The sequence below is a fragment of the Arthrobacter cryoconiti genome, assembly GCF_020905375.1.
GTDB classification, from domain to species: Bacteria; Actinomycetota; Actinomycetes; order Actinomycetales; family Micrococcaceae; genus Specibacter; species Specibacter cryoconiti.
The window spans coordinates 35,689-50,534 of record NZ_JAJJBU010000017.1 but is presented as its reverse complement, the minus strand read 5'-3'; the positions used below and the strand labels follow the sequence as shown (position 1 = coordinate 50,534).

Genomic DNA, 14,846 nt, shown 5'->3' with positions numbered 1-14,846 from the left:
CGACTAATGCTAGGAACCTATTGAAAATAAGGGCATTTCGTCGGACATATTCCGTAAAGGGACGACGTAATTCGATGTTCAGTTGGAATTAGCACCCACAGGCCAGTAGTGTAAGAAGCACGTTATTCTTCAACGTGTGTCAGCGACCCTTCGTTAGTTCAAGGGTGTGGGTGCCCCCATGTGGGCCTGACATTTGCTTGGTGGAACGTCACAGCCAGCGCGTATCCGTGGCTTGTTTGGCGTTCCCACCACACCCTAATGAAAATTGCCTTGCTGGCTGGCGTCATTCTAGAGGTCCCGGCATGTAGGGCATTCCACTGTCAAGGATCAGCAAATGTCCCCACCTAGCCTTATCCAGGCCGTCTCCCCGGTATCTACGACGGCTCCCATCGCGTTGTCCTATGAGCTCTTCCCGCCACGCAATGCGTCTGCTTCGGCGACCCTGTGGAATACCATTCGAGAGCTTGAGAGCACCAACCCAGACTATGTTTCGGTGACCTACGGAGCCAACGGCAGCAACCGTGACACGGCAGTGGAACTGCTGAATCGACTACTGAGCGAAACCTCTCTGCGGCCGCTGGCGCACTTGACCTGTGTAGGGAACACAGCTGACGAGCTGGCGGCTATTATCTCGGAACTGCTTGACCACGGCGTGCGGGGCATCCTTGCGCTGCGCGGTGATCTGCCCAAAGATGGCTCCAGCGCCAGCAAAGAAGGTTCCCTGAGTTACGCGCAGGACCTCATTGATCTCATAAGACGCGTGGAGCAGCGGCGTTCGGCACTGCTGTGTGCCGGAAAAGTGGCGATTGGGGTTGCCGCATATCCGGCCAAGCACCCAGAGTCGCCGTCGATCGAACATGACGTCGAGGTCCTTCTAGCCAAGCAACGTTCCGGTGCGGATTTTGCCATCACTCAGGTGTTTTTCCATGCCGACCACTATAAGGACCTGATTCGTCGTGCCCGTAGGGCCGGAGTTAGCATCCCAATCATCCCGGGTGTCATGCCATTTACTAGTCTTCGACGAGTGCAGCGGCTGGGTGTGATGACGGGAGTGGACCCAGCCCCGAAGCTGCTGGAGGCCTTGGGCCGCGCGGAGGATGCACGCGAAAGCCGGCGCATAGGTGTGGACGCAACGGTAGATTTGGCCCGCGCTGCCCTCGACGCCGGTGCCCCCGGCATCCATCTGTACACCTTCAATGAACATGCCGCGGCCTTGGAGGTGTTGGACAAACTCCAGCTCCTGCGACCAGCTCGTCCCGGCGCACCCAAAGAATTTTCACAACCATTACCCGTAAGGAACATCCAATGAGTACTACGCCCGTATTCCCCACTGCCTCCCTGCTGGGGTACCCCCGCATCGGCCGCCGTCGTGAGCTAAAAAAGGCCATTGAAGCGTTCTGGTCCGGCAGCATCGACGAAGCGGCTCTGGACACCGCCGCTAAGGAAATTCAACTCGTCACAGCCCGCCGCTTATCCGATCTAGGACTGAACGAAGATGCCGCCATCCCAGGCACCTTCTCCTACTACGATCAGGTGTTGGACGTGAGCACCCATATAGGCGCCGTACCGTCCCGGTTTGGAGACCTGCGCAACGCGGCCGGTGAACTGGATATCAACGCCTACTTCACTCTTGCCCGGGGGACTGCGGAAGTGCAGCCACTGGAAATGACCAAATGGTTTGACACCAATTACCATTTCTTGGTCCCCGAGATTGGTCCGGAGACCAACTTCTCTCTCACGTCCAAAAGGATCGTGGAACAGTTCGAATTCGCCAAGGCCAACGGTTTTGTGACCCGCCCGTATCTGGTGGGACCGGTAACGTACTTACTGCTCTCCAAAGCTTCGCTTGATGCGCCGGCTGGTTTCTCACCGTTGTCCCGCTTGGAGGACATCCTTCCTGTCTACGCAGAACTGCTGGCAGCGCTGGCAGCCGCTGGCGCCACGTGGGTCCAACTCGATGAGCCGGCTCTGGTGGCGGACCAGCAGGTGGACGTCGCCGTGATCCAGAATGCAGTGGCTCGCAGCTATGAAGTTCTCACAGCGGGTAAGCGTCCTGCCATTTTGGTGTCAACGCCGTTCGGTGCTCTAAACGAACTGCTACCCACGCTGGCTGCCTCCTCCATTGACGCCTTGCACGTGGATGCTTTCAAAGGCGCGGTTCCGTCCGCCGACGAGTTGGCTTTGCTAGCTGGTAAGACGGTGGTGGCCGGGGTCGTGGACGGTCACAATATCTGGCGCAATGATCTCGCAGCGTCGGCAGCGCGCCTGGATGCGTTCAAGGCGGCTGGGCTGAGTGTGGCTGTTTCTACGTCCACGTCCACCCAGCACGTTCCGTACGACGTCGAACAGGAGTCCCAGCTTTCCCCGCAGCTACGCAGCTGGCTGGCTTTCGCGGACCAGAAGGCCGCCGAAGTGGTGACGTTGGCAGCGTACCTGGCCGATCCGGCGTCGGCCGCTCACGCCATCGCCGAGGCCACGGCAGTCATCGCTTCGCGGGCAGCCGCGCCCGGAGTCAATCGGCCAGCAGTACGGGCCCGCTTAGCGGCCCTGACGACCGCTGACTTCAACCGCTCGGCGTATGAAGTCCGCGAAGCCGCCCAGGAGGAGGCACTAGCCCTTCCTCCTTTGCCCACCACCACAATCGGCTCATTCCCGCAGACCAGTGAAATCCGTAGCGCACGGGCTCGTGCTAACAAAGGGACCATTACGGGGGCTGAATATGGGCAGCTGATGAAGGCGGAAATCAAGCGCGTCGTCGACCTTCAGGAGGACATTGGATTTGATGTGCTGGTACATGGCGAACCCGAGCGGAACGACATGGTTCAGTACTTTGCTGAGAACCTTGAGGGGTTTAGCGTCACGGTCCACGGCTGGGTGCAGTCCTATGGGAGCCGCTGTACGCGCCCCTCCATTTTGTGGGGCGATGTCACCCGGGAGGCGCCCATCACGGTTGAATGGGCCCGCTACGCACAGTCTCTGACCGATAAGCCCATGAAGGGAATGCTGACTGGCCCGGTTACGATTCTGGCTTGGAGCTTTGTGCGTGACGATCAGCCTTTGGGTGAAACAGCCAACCAGGTGGGACTGGCTCTGCGTGACGAGATCGCAGATCTGGAAGCCGCCGGGATCAAGATCATCCAGGTGGACGAGCCTGCCCTGCGTGAATTGCTACCGCTGCGCCATGCTGACCAGGCCAGCTACTTGGATTGGTCTGTGAACTCCTTCCGCCTGGCAACAGCGGGCGCGGGAGATGCAACGTCGATCCACACGCACCTGTGTTACTCAGAGTTTGGGGTCATCATCGACGCCATTGACGGACTCGACGCCGACGTCACCTCGATTGAGGCGGCCCGCTCCCGCATGGAAGTCGTCAACGATCTAGAAACCCACGGCTTCGGCCGCGGTGTGGGCCCGGGCGTTTATGACATCCACAGCCCGCGCGTCCCCGGTCAAGGCGAGGTCACCGAACTTCTGGGGACCGCCGTCAAACACGTGCCCGTCCGTCAGCTCTGGGTCAATCCTGACTGCGGTCTCAAGACTCGCGGCTACGCTGAAACTGAAAAGTCACTGCGTAATCTAGTCAACGCAACCAAGGAAGTCCGCGCCCAACTCCTCACGAGCAGCGTGGACTAGCCGGCTCCGGGACCGGAGTGGCGTAGTGCTGCCGTGTGAACGCCAACGCCACTTCGGGACCCGGGTTGCGGTCGTGTTCCTCGGACTCGTTTTGCTTTAGGTGTAGCTCATGCGAGTAGATTGGGGCCATGAGCGAGCAACCGAGCACCACTGACACAGCACCAGCTATCAAAGCCACTGTTTTGGCAGCACGCCAGATCTTTGACTCGGGCGTGAGCAGGTCCATTGAATGGCGGCTGGCACAGTTGCAGGCCATGAACAGGATGCTCACCGAACACCAAGTGGAGTTCTCCAATGCACTTGCTGCAGACCTGGGTAAGCATCCTTCGGAATCGTGGCTGACCGAGATCGGGTTCCTCACCGCAGAGATTGCTCACACCATCAAGCATCTGCGTGGCTGGCTCGCGCCAAGCTCAGTCAGCGTTCCGCTCGCCTTGCAGCCGGCGAAGGCTTCAACGATCCTGGAGCCACTTGGGGTGGTCTTGGTGATAGCGCCGTGGAACTATCCCATCCAATTGCTTCTGGCACCTGTGATCGGCGCCCTTGCCGCGGGGAACACCGTGGTGGCTAAACCTAGTGAGATCGCCACGTCAAGTTCTTCGGCGCTGGCCCGGTGGGTACCGCACTATTTATCCGGGGCGGTCACGATTGTTGAGGGCGGAATTCCAGAGACCACTGCGCTGCTCGAGGAGCGCTTCGACCACATCTTCTACACCGGCAACGGCCGCGTGGGACGAATCGTAATGGCCGCAGCCGCTAAGCATTTGACTCCAGTCAGCCTTGAACTAGGCGGAAAATCCCCGGTTTACGTCGACGAGAGCGTTGATATGGCGGCCGCGGCGGCACGTATTGCGTGGGGCAAGTTCATGAACGCCGGACAAACGTGCGTGGCCCCTGACTACGTTCTAGGCACCGAGAATGCGCTGGCGAGCCTGGCGCAGGAGCTGCCCGGGGCAATCCACGCACTTTATGGTGCGGAGCCCTCTCACAGCCTGGCCTACGGGCGCATGATCAGTGACGGCGCCTTCGAGCGCATCGCCGGTCTTCTGGCTACTGACTTGGGCGAAAACCGAGATGCGGTGCTGGTCAGCGGTGGCGACACCGATGCTGCCACACGCTATATTGAGCCAACTGTGGTTCATGTGGACGCGGAAGCGGCCTTAATGGAGGGGGAGATATTCGGTCCGGTTCTTCCTTTGGTGACCGTTGCTGGAGTCGAAGATGCCATCGCTTTCATCACTGCACGCGAGAAACCCTTGTCCTTGTATGTCTTCAGCGAGGACCAAACGGTGCGGAAAGCATTTACGGAGCGGACGTCGTCGGGCGCACTAACCTTCGGTGTTCCGGTGGCGCACTTGTTGGTTCCCGGACTGCCGTTTGGTGGGGTGGGGGAGAGCGGCATGGGCAGCTATCACGGGCGGCATTCAGTGGAGACTTTCTCTCACCGCAAAGCTGTGCTGGAAAAAGCACTCTCGCCAGACACCTTGTCTTTGGTGTACCCACCGTTTGGGTCGTTGACTAAACAGATCATCAAGCGTTTTGTGGCGCCAGCAAAGAAGTTCAAGAAGGGTTAGCCGCGGTGGGTGCGGGTCTCTAGTCGGAAGTGGACGCTCACGTTCCGGTGCCCAAGGAATTGGTGCTGCTGAGTTCACTGAGAATGCTGGCGAGCTGGTCCACGAAGACCTCAATGCGGGCGGTGCGCTTTTCGTTAATGACTAGTGCGAATATGTTTCTGGCCAGCCGAATCTCCGGTACATCCAGCACCACCACGTTCTCCGGCCGGTGAGTCAACGCCAAATCCGGAACCAATGCTGCTCCTAAACCTACGGAGGCAAGCTGCAGGCTCGCGTTGAAATCGTCGCTGTAGGCGGCTACGCGCGGATAGAGGTTGCAGCTGGCAAAGAGGCGTTCGATCACCGTTGCGTCGCTTGTCCCAGGGTGGTGCATGATCCACGGCATGTCAGAGAGCTGGGAGGCGGCAACTTGGGCTCCCGGTTGGATGCCCCAGTTCTTTGGCAGCACGACGCGGAAATTATCGTCGCCGATCCATTGACGGTTTAGGGTGTGCGGCCAAGCCAAGCCTGCCTGCCCCACCTGGTACACCAAAGCAAGGTCCAATTCCCCGCCAATTCGCAATCCACTCATGGTTTGTTGGGGCTCGCCTACGGACACGTGGAGAGCAATGCCCAGATCTGGCCACTGGGGATTGCGTAGCAACCGGGGGAGAGCATAGGTGGCTAAGGAGGGGAAGATGCCCAGCCGGAGTTCTTGGTTGGTTCCTTCCTGGGTCCGGGCACTTGCAGCAAGGAGAGCGTCAATATCGGTGAGAACCTTCATGGCATGGCGGCTCATGACGACAGCTGCATCTGTTGGTAGAACACTGCGCGCCGAGCGCTGGAACAATGCAACTCCTGAATCGCGCTCCAGGGCGGACATTTGCTGAGAGACGGCCGATGCCGTGTACCCGAGCGTCGCGGCGGCCGCGGCGAATGACCCCCGACGGACCACCTCCAGCAGAGTTTTTAGGTGGATCGGGTTGATCACCGTATTCTCCTTCTTCGTCTCAAAGTTTCTTTCATTAGCTACATTGTCAATAACTCATGCAAGCATATGCGCCGTTTAATGCCAGTACTCGATGGGTGCCATCGGAGGGAACATCTCCTTCCTACGTGGACTTGGGGCGCGCGCGTATGTGCATCCGCTCACCCTGCTGTCCGAAGAGGCTCAAAAGTTCCACCGGGTTGCCGTCAGCGCTAGCAAACCAGTGCGGTGTGTGAGTATCGAATTCTGCGGCTTCGCCAGGGTAAAGTTCAAAGTCCTTCTCACCCAGCACCAGCCGAAGCCGTCCGTTGAGGACGTAGAGCCACTCGTAGCCTTCATGGACGCGCGGATCAGGCTCCGATCCTCGGTCCTCACCTGTGATAACCATCTTGAACGCTTGCAATCCGCCAGGGCGCCGAGTCAGGGGCACGGCTGTCATGCCCGCGTGGATGATGGGCCTGAGGTGAATTCTGGGGTCCCCGGTGGGCGGAGCGCCCACCAAGTCATCCAGGGGGACACCGTACAGCCTTGCTAAGGGCAAGAGAATTTCAAGGTTCGGCTTGCGCTGTCCGGATTCCAGACGGGAGAGGGTGCTAATCGAGACTGCGGATGAAGCTGAAACCTCTTCCAAGGTCAGGTTCCGTTGAGTACGGAGCGCGCGAAGGCGAGGACCAACTGCCCCGAGAATACTGTCTAATTCGTCTGCCATGCTCCCAGTTTGCCATAACAGCAAACAAATTTGTCAATTCTGGACGGCTTGATGAAGGCTGATATGAGCAAGCAAAAACATTGCCGGCTGACGTGTACAACGCGACAAAGGACATAAGAATATGAACACCGCACGGTATGAAGTTCTCATTATTGGTGCAGGAGCCGCAGGACTCAGCGCCGCCACAACCCTGAGCCGGGCACTGCGCTCAGTAGCGGTCATAGACTCAGGAAAACCGCGCAACGCCCCAGCGCTGGGAATCCACGGTTATCTATCGAGGGATGGCATCAGTCCTGTCGAATTTCTTTCCATAGGACGTAAGGAGGTCCGCGCTTATGGAGGGACCATCATTGATGCGGAAGCCGTTTCGGTGCGGCGGACCCTCGAAGGATTCGAGGTGTCTGTAACAGACGGGCGCAAGTTCTTCGGACGACGCCTCCTTGTTACGACCGGCTTGATCGATCAGCTCCCTGCCATCGACGGGTTAGCGGCTCAATGGGGAAAGGGCGTTGTGCACTGCCCGTATTGCCACGGTTGGGAAATTCGAGGGCAACGCATCGGGGTACTTGGTACGGGGCCCATGTCTATCCATCAAGCACTGTTGTTTAGACAGTGGTCACCCGAGATCACTCTTTTCCTCAATGACACCGTGGTACCCAGTGAAGAGGAGTGGGAAAAGCTCGCTGCCCGTACGATCGCGGTTGTGGAGGGAGCCGTGGCTTCAGTTGACACGAACGATGGTGTCCTGAGCGGAGTCACTCTCCGTCAGGGCCGTTCATTTGGCATTCAGGCTTTAGCTGTCGGATCACAGATGGAAGCCAGCTCCTCGCTTCTTGAATCGTTGGGGCTAAATTCCCACACGCACGCTTCGGGAGCCGGAAAGTACATCGAGGCTGATGCTACCGGCTCAACTGCCGTCCCTGGCGTCTATACGGCAGGAAATGTCTCCAACTTGATGGCTCAAGTGATTACTGCTGCAGCCGAGGGAGTCATGGCAGCAGCGAGGATCAACTCCGATCTGATCGAAGAGGAAACCCAATGGGCTGTGAAAGGTCACTTTGGCCCATTTTCTGCGGCTTCCGAGGCATCTCTCTCGAAGATCGTCATGGGTGAGCGGGCGCACGGGTTTGCTGGTTGGCAGAAAAGCGATGAAACGTCTCTTACACCGGCAGTAGATGGACAATGATGAGGAATCACCAGGATCACCAGCATCATCAAGAATTGGGTAGTCACGAATCACTTATCCTGGACTTGGATGCTGAAGTGTTTGGTGAGCACCTTTCAGCAGTTCTGGAGGGTGCGGGGGTAAGAAATGCGCGGAGGATAGTTGACCTTGGCGCGGGAACCGGCGCCGGGAGCAGGATGCTGCGTCAGCGGTATCCCGACGCGGAGGTGATATGCGTTGACAACGATCCGCAGATGCTCGCTGTGCTACGCCGGCAGGGTTTCGTAGCGGTCCAGGCGGACTTGGAGAACGGCTTCCCCGCCCTTGCAGAGTACTGGGGTGCGGGGGAGTCCGTGCCGAGGCGATCAGTTGACTTCGTGTGGGCATCGTCCTCGATTCACCATCTTGGAGATCCTGCACGTCTTTTGACGCAGACTCGTCGAATGCTAGCCCCTGGAGGGATTCTGGCCGTCGTCGAGCTCGCTGGCTTGCCCACTTTCTTTAGCCAAGGCAGCGGAAGGCTGCTTGAGGAACGCTGTCACGCCGCAGCAATAGCCGAAGGGTGGAACCAGCACCCGAACTGGACAACGGCTCTTGAAGCCGCCGGGTTTGCTGTCATCGAGTCTGAGGTGACAACCATTGCCACAGTCACCCCAGCGGCACGGGAGTACGCGCGGCAATGGTTTTCACGTTTCTCTCGTCTGGAAGCGCTGACAGCGGATGAGCGTGCAGCACTCGAAGTTCTGGCGCAGGGGCTCCCGAGTGAGCTAGCGCTGGATCCACGGACTAGCAGAACGCTCTGGGTGGCAACCCCCACGAGGACCACGAACTAGGCGTCATGGACGGCGAGTGGGCGAGTTAGTAGCTGCGAGCGGTTGGGCTAAAGAGCGACGGCGAGCAGCCCAAAAAGGATCGCGAGAAGCGGCGTCGTGCCTTGGATGATGCCCGAACGGACGCTTTTCCCTCCGGTTTGGGCCAAAACAAGTGCCGCTAACAACATAGATCCACAGGTGGTGAAAAGGAGTGTCCAGCCCACTATGACGCTCCCGTATGAGTTGGAAAAGCCGACGAACAGAATGCCAATGAGCGCTCCGATTGCCAGAAACAAATTGTAGAACCCTTGGTTATAGGCCAATGGTTTTGTAATGTTTGCCTCTTCCAGTGAAGGAATGTTGAACGTCGCGCGTGTCTTGGGCGTAGTCCACGTTATAGATTCCATGACAAAGATGTAGACGTGAAGACCCGCGGCTAGGACGGCAAAAATGAGGGCGATTACTTGCATATTGTGATGACTCGTTCTTTCATGTGGGTCCAGTTGCTGTTTACTGCTGAAAGTTTATTCGCACACGCCCAGTTATTAATGTGGAGGGGCTCTAGCAGGTCCGTTCGCCGGATTCCAGGCTCAACTTTGTTGGCGCTCGTCGCAGGGCTTCCGAAGGCGCAGTCATGCGACGAGCGCCGCTGTTAACCCAACCCTTAGAACCCAAGCAAGACCCATCCAATGAGGTCCTGGTTCAAAATAGAAGGCTTGCATATTGCGCGGAATAAGAACTCGCCAAGCTCTATAGCCGGGCCAGGCTAGCCTTTTCGATGCCCATGCTGCCCAAAAACATAAGGGTTACATTCCGTTCTCACAGGTTCTACCAAGGCTGGAAAAATAGCTTCAAAACACCAGTGGATAGCCGTTACGGGCTATCCACAGACTGCCATCCTAAGGACTGCACGATGAACATCTCTGAGCTGAGCTCTACCCCGGTCAAAAAATCCCGTGAGTCGCTGAAAACCCGTCTGGGAATCGGCTCGGCGACCATTGTCACAGTTGGCCTGCTCGGTGTACTTGGTGCAGGTGTAGCGTCGGCCGCTCCCGACGCCGGAAGCTTAGCCACTACTTCTACCGCTGCGTCAACAGCTAAAGCCGGAGGGGGGCACATGAACCCAATTGGCATATTTGTCCGCGTGAGTGCCACAAGCAAACAAGCCTTGGGGGACCGGGCAGAAAAAGCTGCAACGAGACTTGTTGAGCACACCAGCAGATTTGCCAAGCTGCCGGCCAATCTTCAAGCAGACATCACCACCGAGAAGAACGCCGTGGGTGCGGATCGGATAACGGACGCCGTGAAGATTAAGACGACGGCGTTGGCTGGTGGATATGGTGCGGTTATCCAGAAAAAGGCCACAGAAGCTCAAAACGAGGCCGCTCACCCGGGCAATGCGGGTGAAAGGGCGCTTTTGCGAGCCACGACCCGGACAAGCAACTCCGGCGTGGATGCGCAAAAAATTGCACTCAAGCTCAGCGGCAATTCCACAGCATTCGAAAAGTTGCCAGCCAATTTCCAATCCGATGTTACGGCGCTGAAAAATGCTTCCCCTGCTGATGCTGATGCGCAGGCCGCCAAGATCAAGTCCGCTGCGGAGGCAGGCGAGTACGGGACAAAGATCCAGACCACCATCAAGAACATCGAGGCGCATAAGGGTGGTGCCGCCAAGAAGGCTGCTGCAGGTACCCACACCTCTTAACAATTTCTCCCTAGCCCGTGAACGTACTCTAGCGTGCTGCTAGAGTCTGCAAGTATGACCCTTGTGCCCAACTTCCCTGATAACTGGGCTCAGCCTTTGATGAGCCTTGGCAACGTACATGTCACCGAAAAGCAGGTCATGACCCCGGCAGGTACATGGCCTTTAGCCCAGGTGAATGTCACCAGCATTGATCAGACCTCAACCACGACGCATACCCCAGGGTGGGCCATCGTGTTAGTGATTGTGTTCATTTGGTTCTTCTTGCTGAGCCTGCTTTTTCTACTGGCTCGAGAGACCCGTGTTCAGGGATATGTGGCAGTTCACATCCAAGCGGGCCCGCAGTCATATACCGAACAGATTCCAGTACGGAATGCCTACCAGCGGGCAGAAGTTTTCAACAGGGTGGCGTATCTTCAACGGTTGATTGGCCAAGCACGCCACGGGTACGGAATTTAGTCGCTGGCAACTAAGGCGAGTGTTGCAACAGACATTTATGGAACTCGAAAACTTTGCCTTGGCAGTGGTGTCCATCCAGAGGGCAGCGCCGTAGCGATTTCGCTGCGGGCAGTGTCCGCTTCAGCATGCCAGCCCTGTACGATCCCGCTGTGGCTGAAGCCTCCACGAGCGATGCGGAAGCCGACGTCGGGATGACTCATGCCGGGCGCACCGCCCCGTCGTGTCGAAGCACGGACGCTCCATTCTTGGTCCGCGTATCCTCCGCCGCGGAACACGTGATAATCACCGTATCGGGCGGGGTCTAAATAATCCCAGCACCATTCCCACACGTTTCCGAGGGTGTCGAAGAGTCCGAACTGATTTGCTGCTTTTGAGCCCATTATTTGAGGATGCTCGACTTCATCCAGTGCCGTCCAAGCCACCTGGCTAAGTGGTCCGTAGTGGGGGCCAGAGGCGCCCGCGCGGCAGGCATATTCCCACTCGGCCTCAGTCGGCAGCCTGAAGCCGGATCTGGCAGTGTGCCACGTCACGTGGCTGGTTTCGAGAGAGTATGCGGGCGTGAGGCCTTCTCTTTGCGATGCATCGTTGCAGAATCGAATAGCATCCAACCAGCTGACGTCTACTGCGGGCAGTAGCGGATCTTTGCTTCCAGTTGGTAGAAACTTTGAATATTGTGCCTCGCTGACAGGTGTGGCGGAGATATGGAACGGCTCAAGTTTCACGCTCCATCGACGTTGGCGACGCGCGTCGTGCAATTCGACGTCGCCACGCGGTAAAGGCTTGAGGTCGAAAATAGTCACCAGCCTATTCTGCCTCTTCAACCCGTTAGGGGTCGCGCTCGTTGTGGTCAGTTCTTGACCCTTCCCGGCTCGGATCTATTTCTTCATCAAGTGTTGAAACGGTCCTTGGAGGTAATTGAAGACAATGAACGTGGCCACAAAAACAGCTACTGCGCAAACAAGAATGAATACGGTGTGATCCCAAGGAGTTCGTTGAATGACAAGGGGCACGATAACTAACTGCGCCATAAGAAAGAGTGCGGTCAAAATTGATGCGGAAAGTAGAGCCTTCCGCCTTCTTGATGGTGCCTGGGGGGTAGCTTCACTCATCGTTGCTCCGTTCCTCGAAATCGTCTTTGGTATATCGAAGGGTTTTCTCTAGTGTGGCATACCGATGAAGGTTACAAGGCGGATGAGGCCGCCACAGCGACATGGACAGCCCACGACATTTAGAGTGAGTAGTAGTGAACTTTGAGCAGTGGCTGGACGTCGGTCGGTTAGTCAACTTACAGCAATGCCTGTTCTAGATATTGGTCGTTTTTATTGAACACCAAGAGGCCTTGGGCTCCATTGACAATTGGGAGTTGCGGTGGCACGTGGCCGCATTCCACATTTGTGATGATGGGAACCCCGAGCATTCCAAGTGCATCGAGAACCGCATCAGACTGGGACAGGTGGGGAGATGCGGGAGCTCCGGTTCGTCCAACAATGACGGCTTTTGCGCCGTCGAAGAAACCGGACAAGCGCATGCCGTGGAGGTGACGGCAAATCGTTGTGGCGTCAACGCTGGAAGCTTCTACATAGACGAGCAAGGAATCACTGGAACTTTCCCGCAGGCGGGCGGTGCTGAGGTAGGGGGTCCCGGCAAGATTCGCCAATGTCTCAATGCACCCTCCGATTAAACGGCCCGTAACATTGACGGCCTCCTGGCCCCGATCGAGTCTTTCCCAGGCGCCGTTTCCGTTCCACGTATGTTCGGTTACTTCGGGCCTGTTCTCCCAATCGTCCCAGTCGTTGACGCGATAAACCCCCGGGGAGCTTTGCCTAAATCTCGATTGGGCGGGAAGCGAGAGAATATCGATCCATGAAAGTAGCGACTTCGGAACACTATACGGAGTGTCCATGAGGTTGCTCCCGTGGAGTGTTGCCATTCCTGTCAGGAGAGTGATCGGGACGAGCAGGGTTGAAATATCGGAATAACCCACAAACCACGTTGGTTCGGCGTGAGCGAGGGCATCGAAGTCGAGGTGGGGAATCAGGTCGATGGCTGTTTCTCCTCCCCATGGGGGGATAACGGCCCTAACATTCGGGTCCAAGAGCATCCTCATGAGCTCTTCGGCGCGCTGTTCAACGGGTGCACTGATGTGTTTGGAGCCGTCCAGACAGTGGCCCACTTCAACCACGAAACCGCGGTCACGCAAATGCTGTATAGCAAAGTCAAGGCGTCCCCTCAACGGCTCGGCTACACCGCTTGACGGCGATGTGACGCCAATGACGTCGCCCGGTACTAACGGATAGGGGTAGCGCATCTCCATAATCTCATACTCGCATGTAGCCGTGAGGACCCAAAACGAACTGATGATGATGCCGTCTTCTCCTCTGCAAAACAGGACTCCTCGCGTTCACCGCTTCTTTCTGTTTCCCACGTAAAGGCTAAGGAGACCAGGTATCGACGGTGAGTTGGTTCGCAACGACACGGGCGCGCCCATCCGTTGTATGAAACGTGGTGTCGGCCTCCACGTCATAGACGACTCCAGCATGGACGCTCTGGGATTGTTGGAGCGCCCTCTCTTCCACTCGTTGGGGTGCCCCCACAGGGTATGAAACGGTATCGGTCATAGCTTGGCCTCTCGAATTCATCTCTACTTTGCATCCGTCCATATGGGTAGATTATCGCGCCGAAGTTGCGCGCGGGGGGCCTCCGACGTCGAATGGTCGGTGCTTCTTTAGATCGTGGGACGGACTCTATGCTCGCGAAAAGAACGATGAGAATAAGGGCGATTAAGAGCCAGATGATATCCATCAGATGAGTCTGTCAGAATTTCATAGTGGTCTGGAAAAGAGTCGATGATTGCTATGTGTAAGATGCCGGTTTGCCGACGCCACGTCCGGATGTAATGGGATAGCAGCATTCATTGTGCACCTACACGGTTGCTGGCAGGGCCTGAACGTGCGGCTGAATGTGGAAGTACCGCAGACTTCCGGCATCCGACAATGTATATTCTGAGTCTAAGGTGATTCGATGGGGGATAAATTGGGGGCAAGCGCGTCGGCTCGTAAGCCGCTCTACATCGAAATACATATCAATGCATCCATGGAGCGCGTGTGGGAGTTGAGCCAGGATCCGCAGTCGCACCCTCGCTGGGACCTTCGATTCTCGCGTATTGTTCCGATCGACGAAGACCAGCGGCGCCAGGTCCGCTTTTACTACGAGTTTCGCTTTCCACTGCGCACGATCAAGGGGACGGGCACGTCGCTAGGAAACCGGTACCGCAGGGATGGGCAGGCAACTTCAGTACTCAAGTTCGATACGGCAGATGCCCTCTCACCTATTGGCCCAGGGTCGGGATATTGGCGCTACATCCCGACGGACGGTGGAATCCGGTTCATTACTGGATATAACTACGAGCCTGGCATGGGGCTGGTGGGAAAACTCTTGGATGGCAAAGTTATTCGTCCGTTAGTGGGATGGGCCACCGCATTAAGCTTTGACCGCTTGAGGCTGTGGGCCGAATCGGATCTAGACCCCCGGTACTCAAGGAATCGCTGGTTCTTGGACGTGGGTGGCCGGCTAGGGGGCGTATTGGCAGCAATTGGGCTCTTTCGCTTGGCCCTGACGAAGCTCAGTCCGGGGATCGCAGCATTAGGTGTTGCATCAGCCGCGATTTCTTGCTTTCTGAAGCCCCATTGGTCGGTCCCACGGGCCAGAAGATGCCTGCGTCAAGCGCCGGATGAAAGATCAGCACGTGCTCCCTCGACACTTTCGGGCCTCCGGATGCCCCATCATGTGGTTTTTGACAACAAGCAACCGAAGTCGAAGGAATAG

Annotated in this window: 14 protein-coding genes; 8 read left to right on the top strand and 6 right to left on the bottom strand. The window is 57.2% G+C overall.

Features of this window, described 5'->3' with window-relative positions:
* Nucleotides 1–334: 334 nt before the first annotated feature.
* The 3 genes from LOH53_RS09170 (at nucleotide 335) to LOH53_RS09160 (ending at nucleotide 5,207) form a co-directional block, all read left to right on the top strand.
* Nucleotides 335–1,309: a methylenetetrahydrofolate reductase gene (locus LOH53_RS09170; protein ID WP_230067438.1), complete on the top strand. Its 975-nt coding sequence runs from the start codon at nucleotides 335–337 to the stop codon at nucleotides 1,307–1,309.
* Nucleotides 1,306–3,633, top strand: coding sequence for a 5-methyltetrahydropteroyltriglutamate--homocysteine S-methyltransferase (metE, locus tag LOH53_RS09165; RefSeq protein WP_230067437.1), 2,328 nt, complete (start codon nucleotides 1,306–1,308; stop codon nucleotides 3,631–3,633). The genes LOH53_RS09170 and metE overlap by 4 nt, the downstream gene beginning before the upstream one ends.
* 128 nt (nucleotides 3,634–3,761) lie before the next feature.
* Complete coding sequence (locus LOH53_RS09160; protein ID WP_230067436.1) at nucleotides 3,762–5,207, top strand: aldehyde dehydrogenase family protein; 1,446 nt, start codon at nucleotides 3,762–3,764, stop codon at nucleotides 5,205–5,207.
* A gap of 37 nt (nucleotides 5,208–5,244) precedes the next feature.
* On the opposite strand, the gene LOH53_RS09155 is transcribed toward LOH53_RS09160, so the two are convergent.
* Nucleotides 5,245–6,177 carry a LysR family transcriptional regulator gene (locus LOH53_RS09155; RefSeq protein WP_230067435.1) on the bottom strand — a complete coding sequence of 311 codons (933 nt, stop codon included), beginning with the start codon at nucleotides 6,175–6,177 and terminating at the stop codon, nucleotides 5,245–5,247.
* Between the two features lie 121 nt (nucleotides 6,178–6,298).
* Nucleotides 6,299–6,883, bottom strand: a complete 585-nt coding sequence (locus LOH53_RS09150; RefSeq protein WP_230067434.1) for a helix-turn-helix domain-containing protein — start codon at nucleotides 6,881–6,883, stop codon at nucleotides 6,299–6,301.
* Between the two features lie 121 nt (nucleotides 6,884–7,004).
* On the opposite strand from LOH53_RS09150, the gene LOH53_RS09145 reads away from it, so the two are divergent.
* Both LOH53_RS09145 and LOH53_RS09140 read left to right on the top strand, forming a co-directional pair.
* A complete protein-coding gene (locus LOH53_RS09145) occupies nucleotides 7,005–8,069 on the top strand; it encodes an NAD(P)/FAD-dependent oxidoreductase (RefSeq protein ID WP_230067433.1) in 1,065 nt (354 codons plus the stop codon).
* Complete coding sequence (locus tag LOH53_RS09140; protein ID WP_230067432.1) at nucleotides 8,066–8,881, top strand: class I SAM-dependent methyltransferase; 816 nt, start codon at nucleotides 8,066–8,068, stop codon at nucleotides 8,879–8,881. The genes LOH53_RS09145 and LOH53_RS09140 overlap by 4 nt, the downstream gene beginning before the upstream one ends.
* A 47-nt stretch (nucleotides 8,882–8,928) precedes the next feature.
* Here the strand turns inward: LOH53_RS09140 and LOH53_RS09135 are convergent, their stop codons facing one another.
* The gene (locus LOH53_RS09135; RefSeq protein ID WP_230067431.1) at nucleotides 8,929–9,330 is read right to left on the bottom strand and encodes a DUF1304 domain-containing protein; all 402 of its coding nucleotides are present in this window, start codon (nucleotides 9,328–9,330) and stop codon (nucleotides 8,929–8,931) included.
* A gap of 443 nt (nucleotides 9,331–9,773) precedes the next feature.
* Here LOH53_RS09135 and LOH53_RS09130 point away from each other — a divergent pair, with 443 nt between their 5' ends.
* Both LOH53_RS09130 and LOH53_RS09125 read left to right on the top strand, forming a co-directional pair.
* A complete protein-coding gene (locus LOH53_RS09130) occupies nucleotides 9,774–10,565 on the top strand; it encodes a hypothetical protein (protein WP_230067430.1) in 792 nt (263 codons plus the stop codon).
* Nucleotides 10,566–10,619: 54 nt separating this feature from the next.
* Entirely contained in the window at nucleotides 10,620–11,021 is a 402-nt protein-coding gene (locus LOH53_RS09125; protein WP_230067429.1) for a hypothetical protein, read from the top strand.
* Nucleotides 11,022–11,056: 35 nt separating this feature from the next.
* Here the strand turns inward: LOH53_RS09125 and LOH53_RS09120 are convergent, their stop codons facing one another.
* From LOH53_RS09120 to LOH53_RS09110, 3 genes are all read right to left on the bottom strand, one after another.
* The gene (locus tag LOH53_RS09120) at nucleotides 11,057–11,821 is read right to left on the bottom strand and encodes a formylglycine-generating enzyme family protein (protein ID WP_230067428.1); all 765 of its coding nucleotides are present in this window, start codon (nucleotides 11,819–11,821) and stop codon (nucleotides 11,057–11,059) included.
* 485 nt (nucleotides 11,822–12,306) lie between these two features.
* Nucleotides 12,307–13,335, bottom strand: a complete 1,029-nt coding sequence (locus LOH53_RS09115) for a S66 family peptidase (RefSeq protein WP_230067427.1) — start codon at nucleotides 13,333–13,335, stop codon at nucleotides 12,307–12,309.
* A 118-nt stretch (nucleotides 13,336–13,453) separates the two neighbouring features.
* A complete protein-coding gene (locus tag LOH53_RS09110) occupies nucleotides 13,454–13,639 on the bottom strand; it encodes a phosphotransferase-like protein (protein ID WP_230067426.1) in 186 nt (61 codons plus the stop codon).
* Between the two features lie 403 nt (nucleotides 13,640–14,042).
* Between LOH53_RS09110 and LOH53_RS09105 the strand changes: the two genes are divergently transcribed.
* Nucleotides 14,043–14,846 (top strand): SRPBCC family protein, encoded by an 804-nt coding sequence (locus LOH53_RS09105; protein ID WP_230067425.1) that lies wholly within the window; start codon nucleotides 14,043–14,045, stop codon nucleotides 14,844–14,846.

Bases quoted from the DNA above. Each gene is read 5' to 3' on its own strand.
- LOH53_RS09170 (WP_230067438.1), top strand. From the start codon at position 335: ATGTCCCCACCTAGCCTTATCCAGGCCGTCTCCCCGGTATCTACGACG.
- metE (WP_230067437.1), top strand. From the start codon at position 1,306: ATGAGTACTACGCCCGTATTCCCCACTGCCTCCCTGCTGGGGTACCCC.
- LOH53_RS09160 (WP_230067436.1), top strand. From the start codon at position 3,762: ATGAGCGAGCAACCGAGCACCACTGACACAGCACCAGCTATCAAAGCC.
- LOH53_RS09150 (WP_230067434.1), bottom strand. From the start codon at position 6,883: ATGGCAGACGAATTAGACAGTATTCTCGGGGCAGTTGGTCCTCGCCTT.
- LOH53_RS09145 (WP_230067433.1), top strand. From the start codon at position 7,005: ATGAACACCGCACGGTATGAAGTTCTCATTATTGGTGCAGGAGCCGCA.
- LOH53_RS09140 (WP_230067432.1), top strand. From the start codon at position 8,066: ATGATGAGGAATCACCAGGATCACCAGCATCATCAAGAATTGGGTAGT.
- LOH53_RS09135 (WP_230067431.1), bottom strand. From the start codon at position 9,330: ATGCAAGTAATCGCCCTCATTTTTGCCGTCCTAGCCGCGGGTCTTCAC.
- LOH53_RS09130 (WP_230067430.1), top strand. From the start codon at position 9,774: ATGAACATCTCTGAGCTGAGCTCTACCCCGGTCAAAAAATCCCGTGAG.
- LOH53_RS09125 (WP_230067429.1), top strand. From the start codon at position 10,620: ATGACCCTTGTGCCCAACTTCCCTGATAACTGGGCTCAGCCTTTGATG.
- LOH53_RS09115 (WP_230067427.1), bottom strand. From the start codon at position 13,335: ATGGAGATGCGCTACCCCTATCCGTTAGTACCGGGCGACGTCATTGGC.
- LOH53_RS09110 (WP_230067426.1), bottom strand. From the start codon at position 13,639: ATGACCGATACCGTTTCATACCCTGTGGGGGCACCCCAACGAGTGGAA.
- LOH53_RS09105 (WP_230067425.1), top strand. From the start codon at position 14,043: ATGGGGGATAAATTGGGGGCAAGCGCGTCGGCTCGTAAGCCGCTCTAC.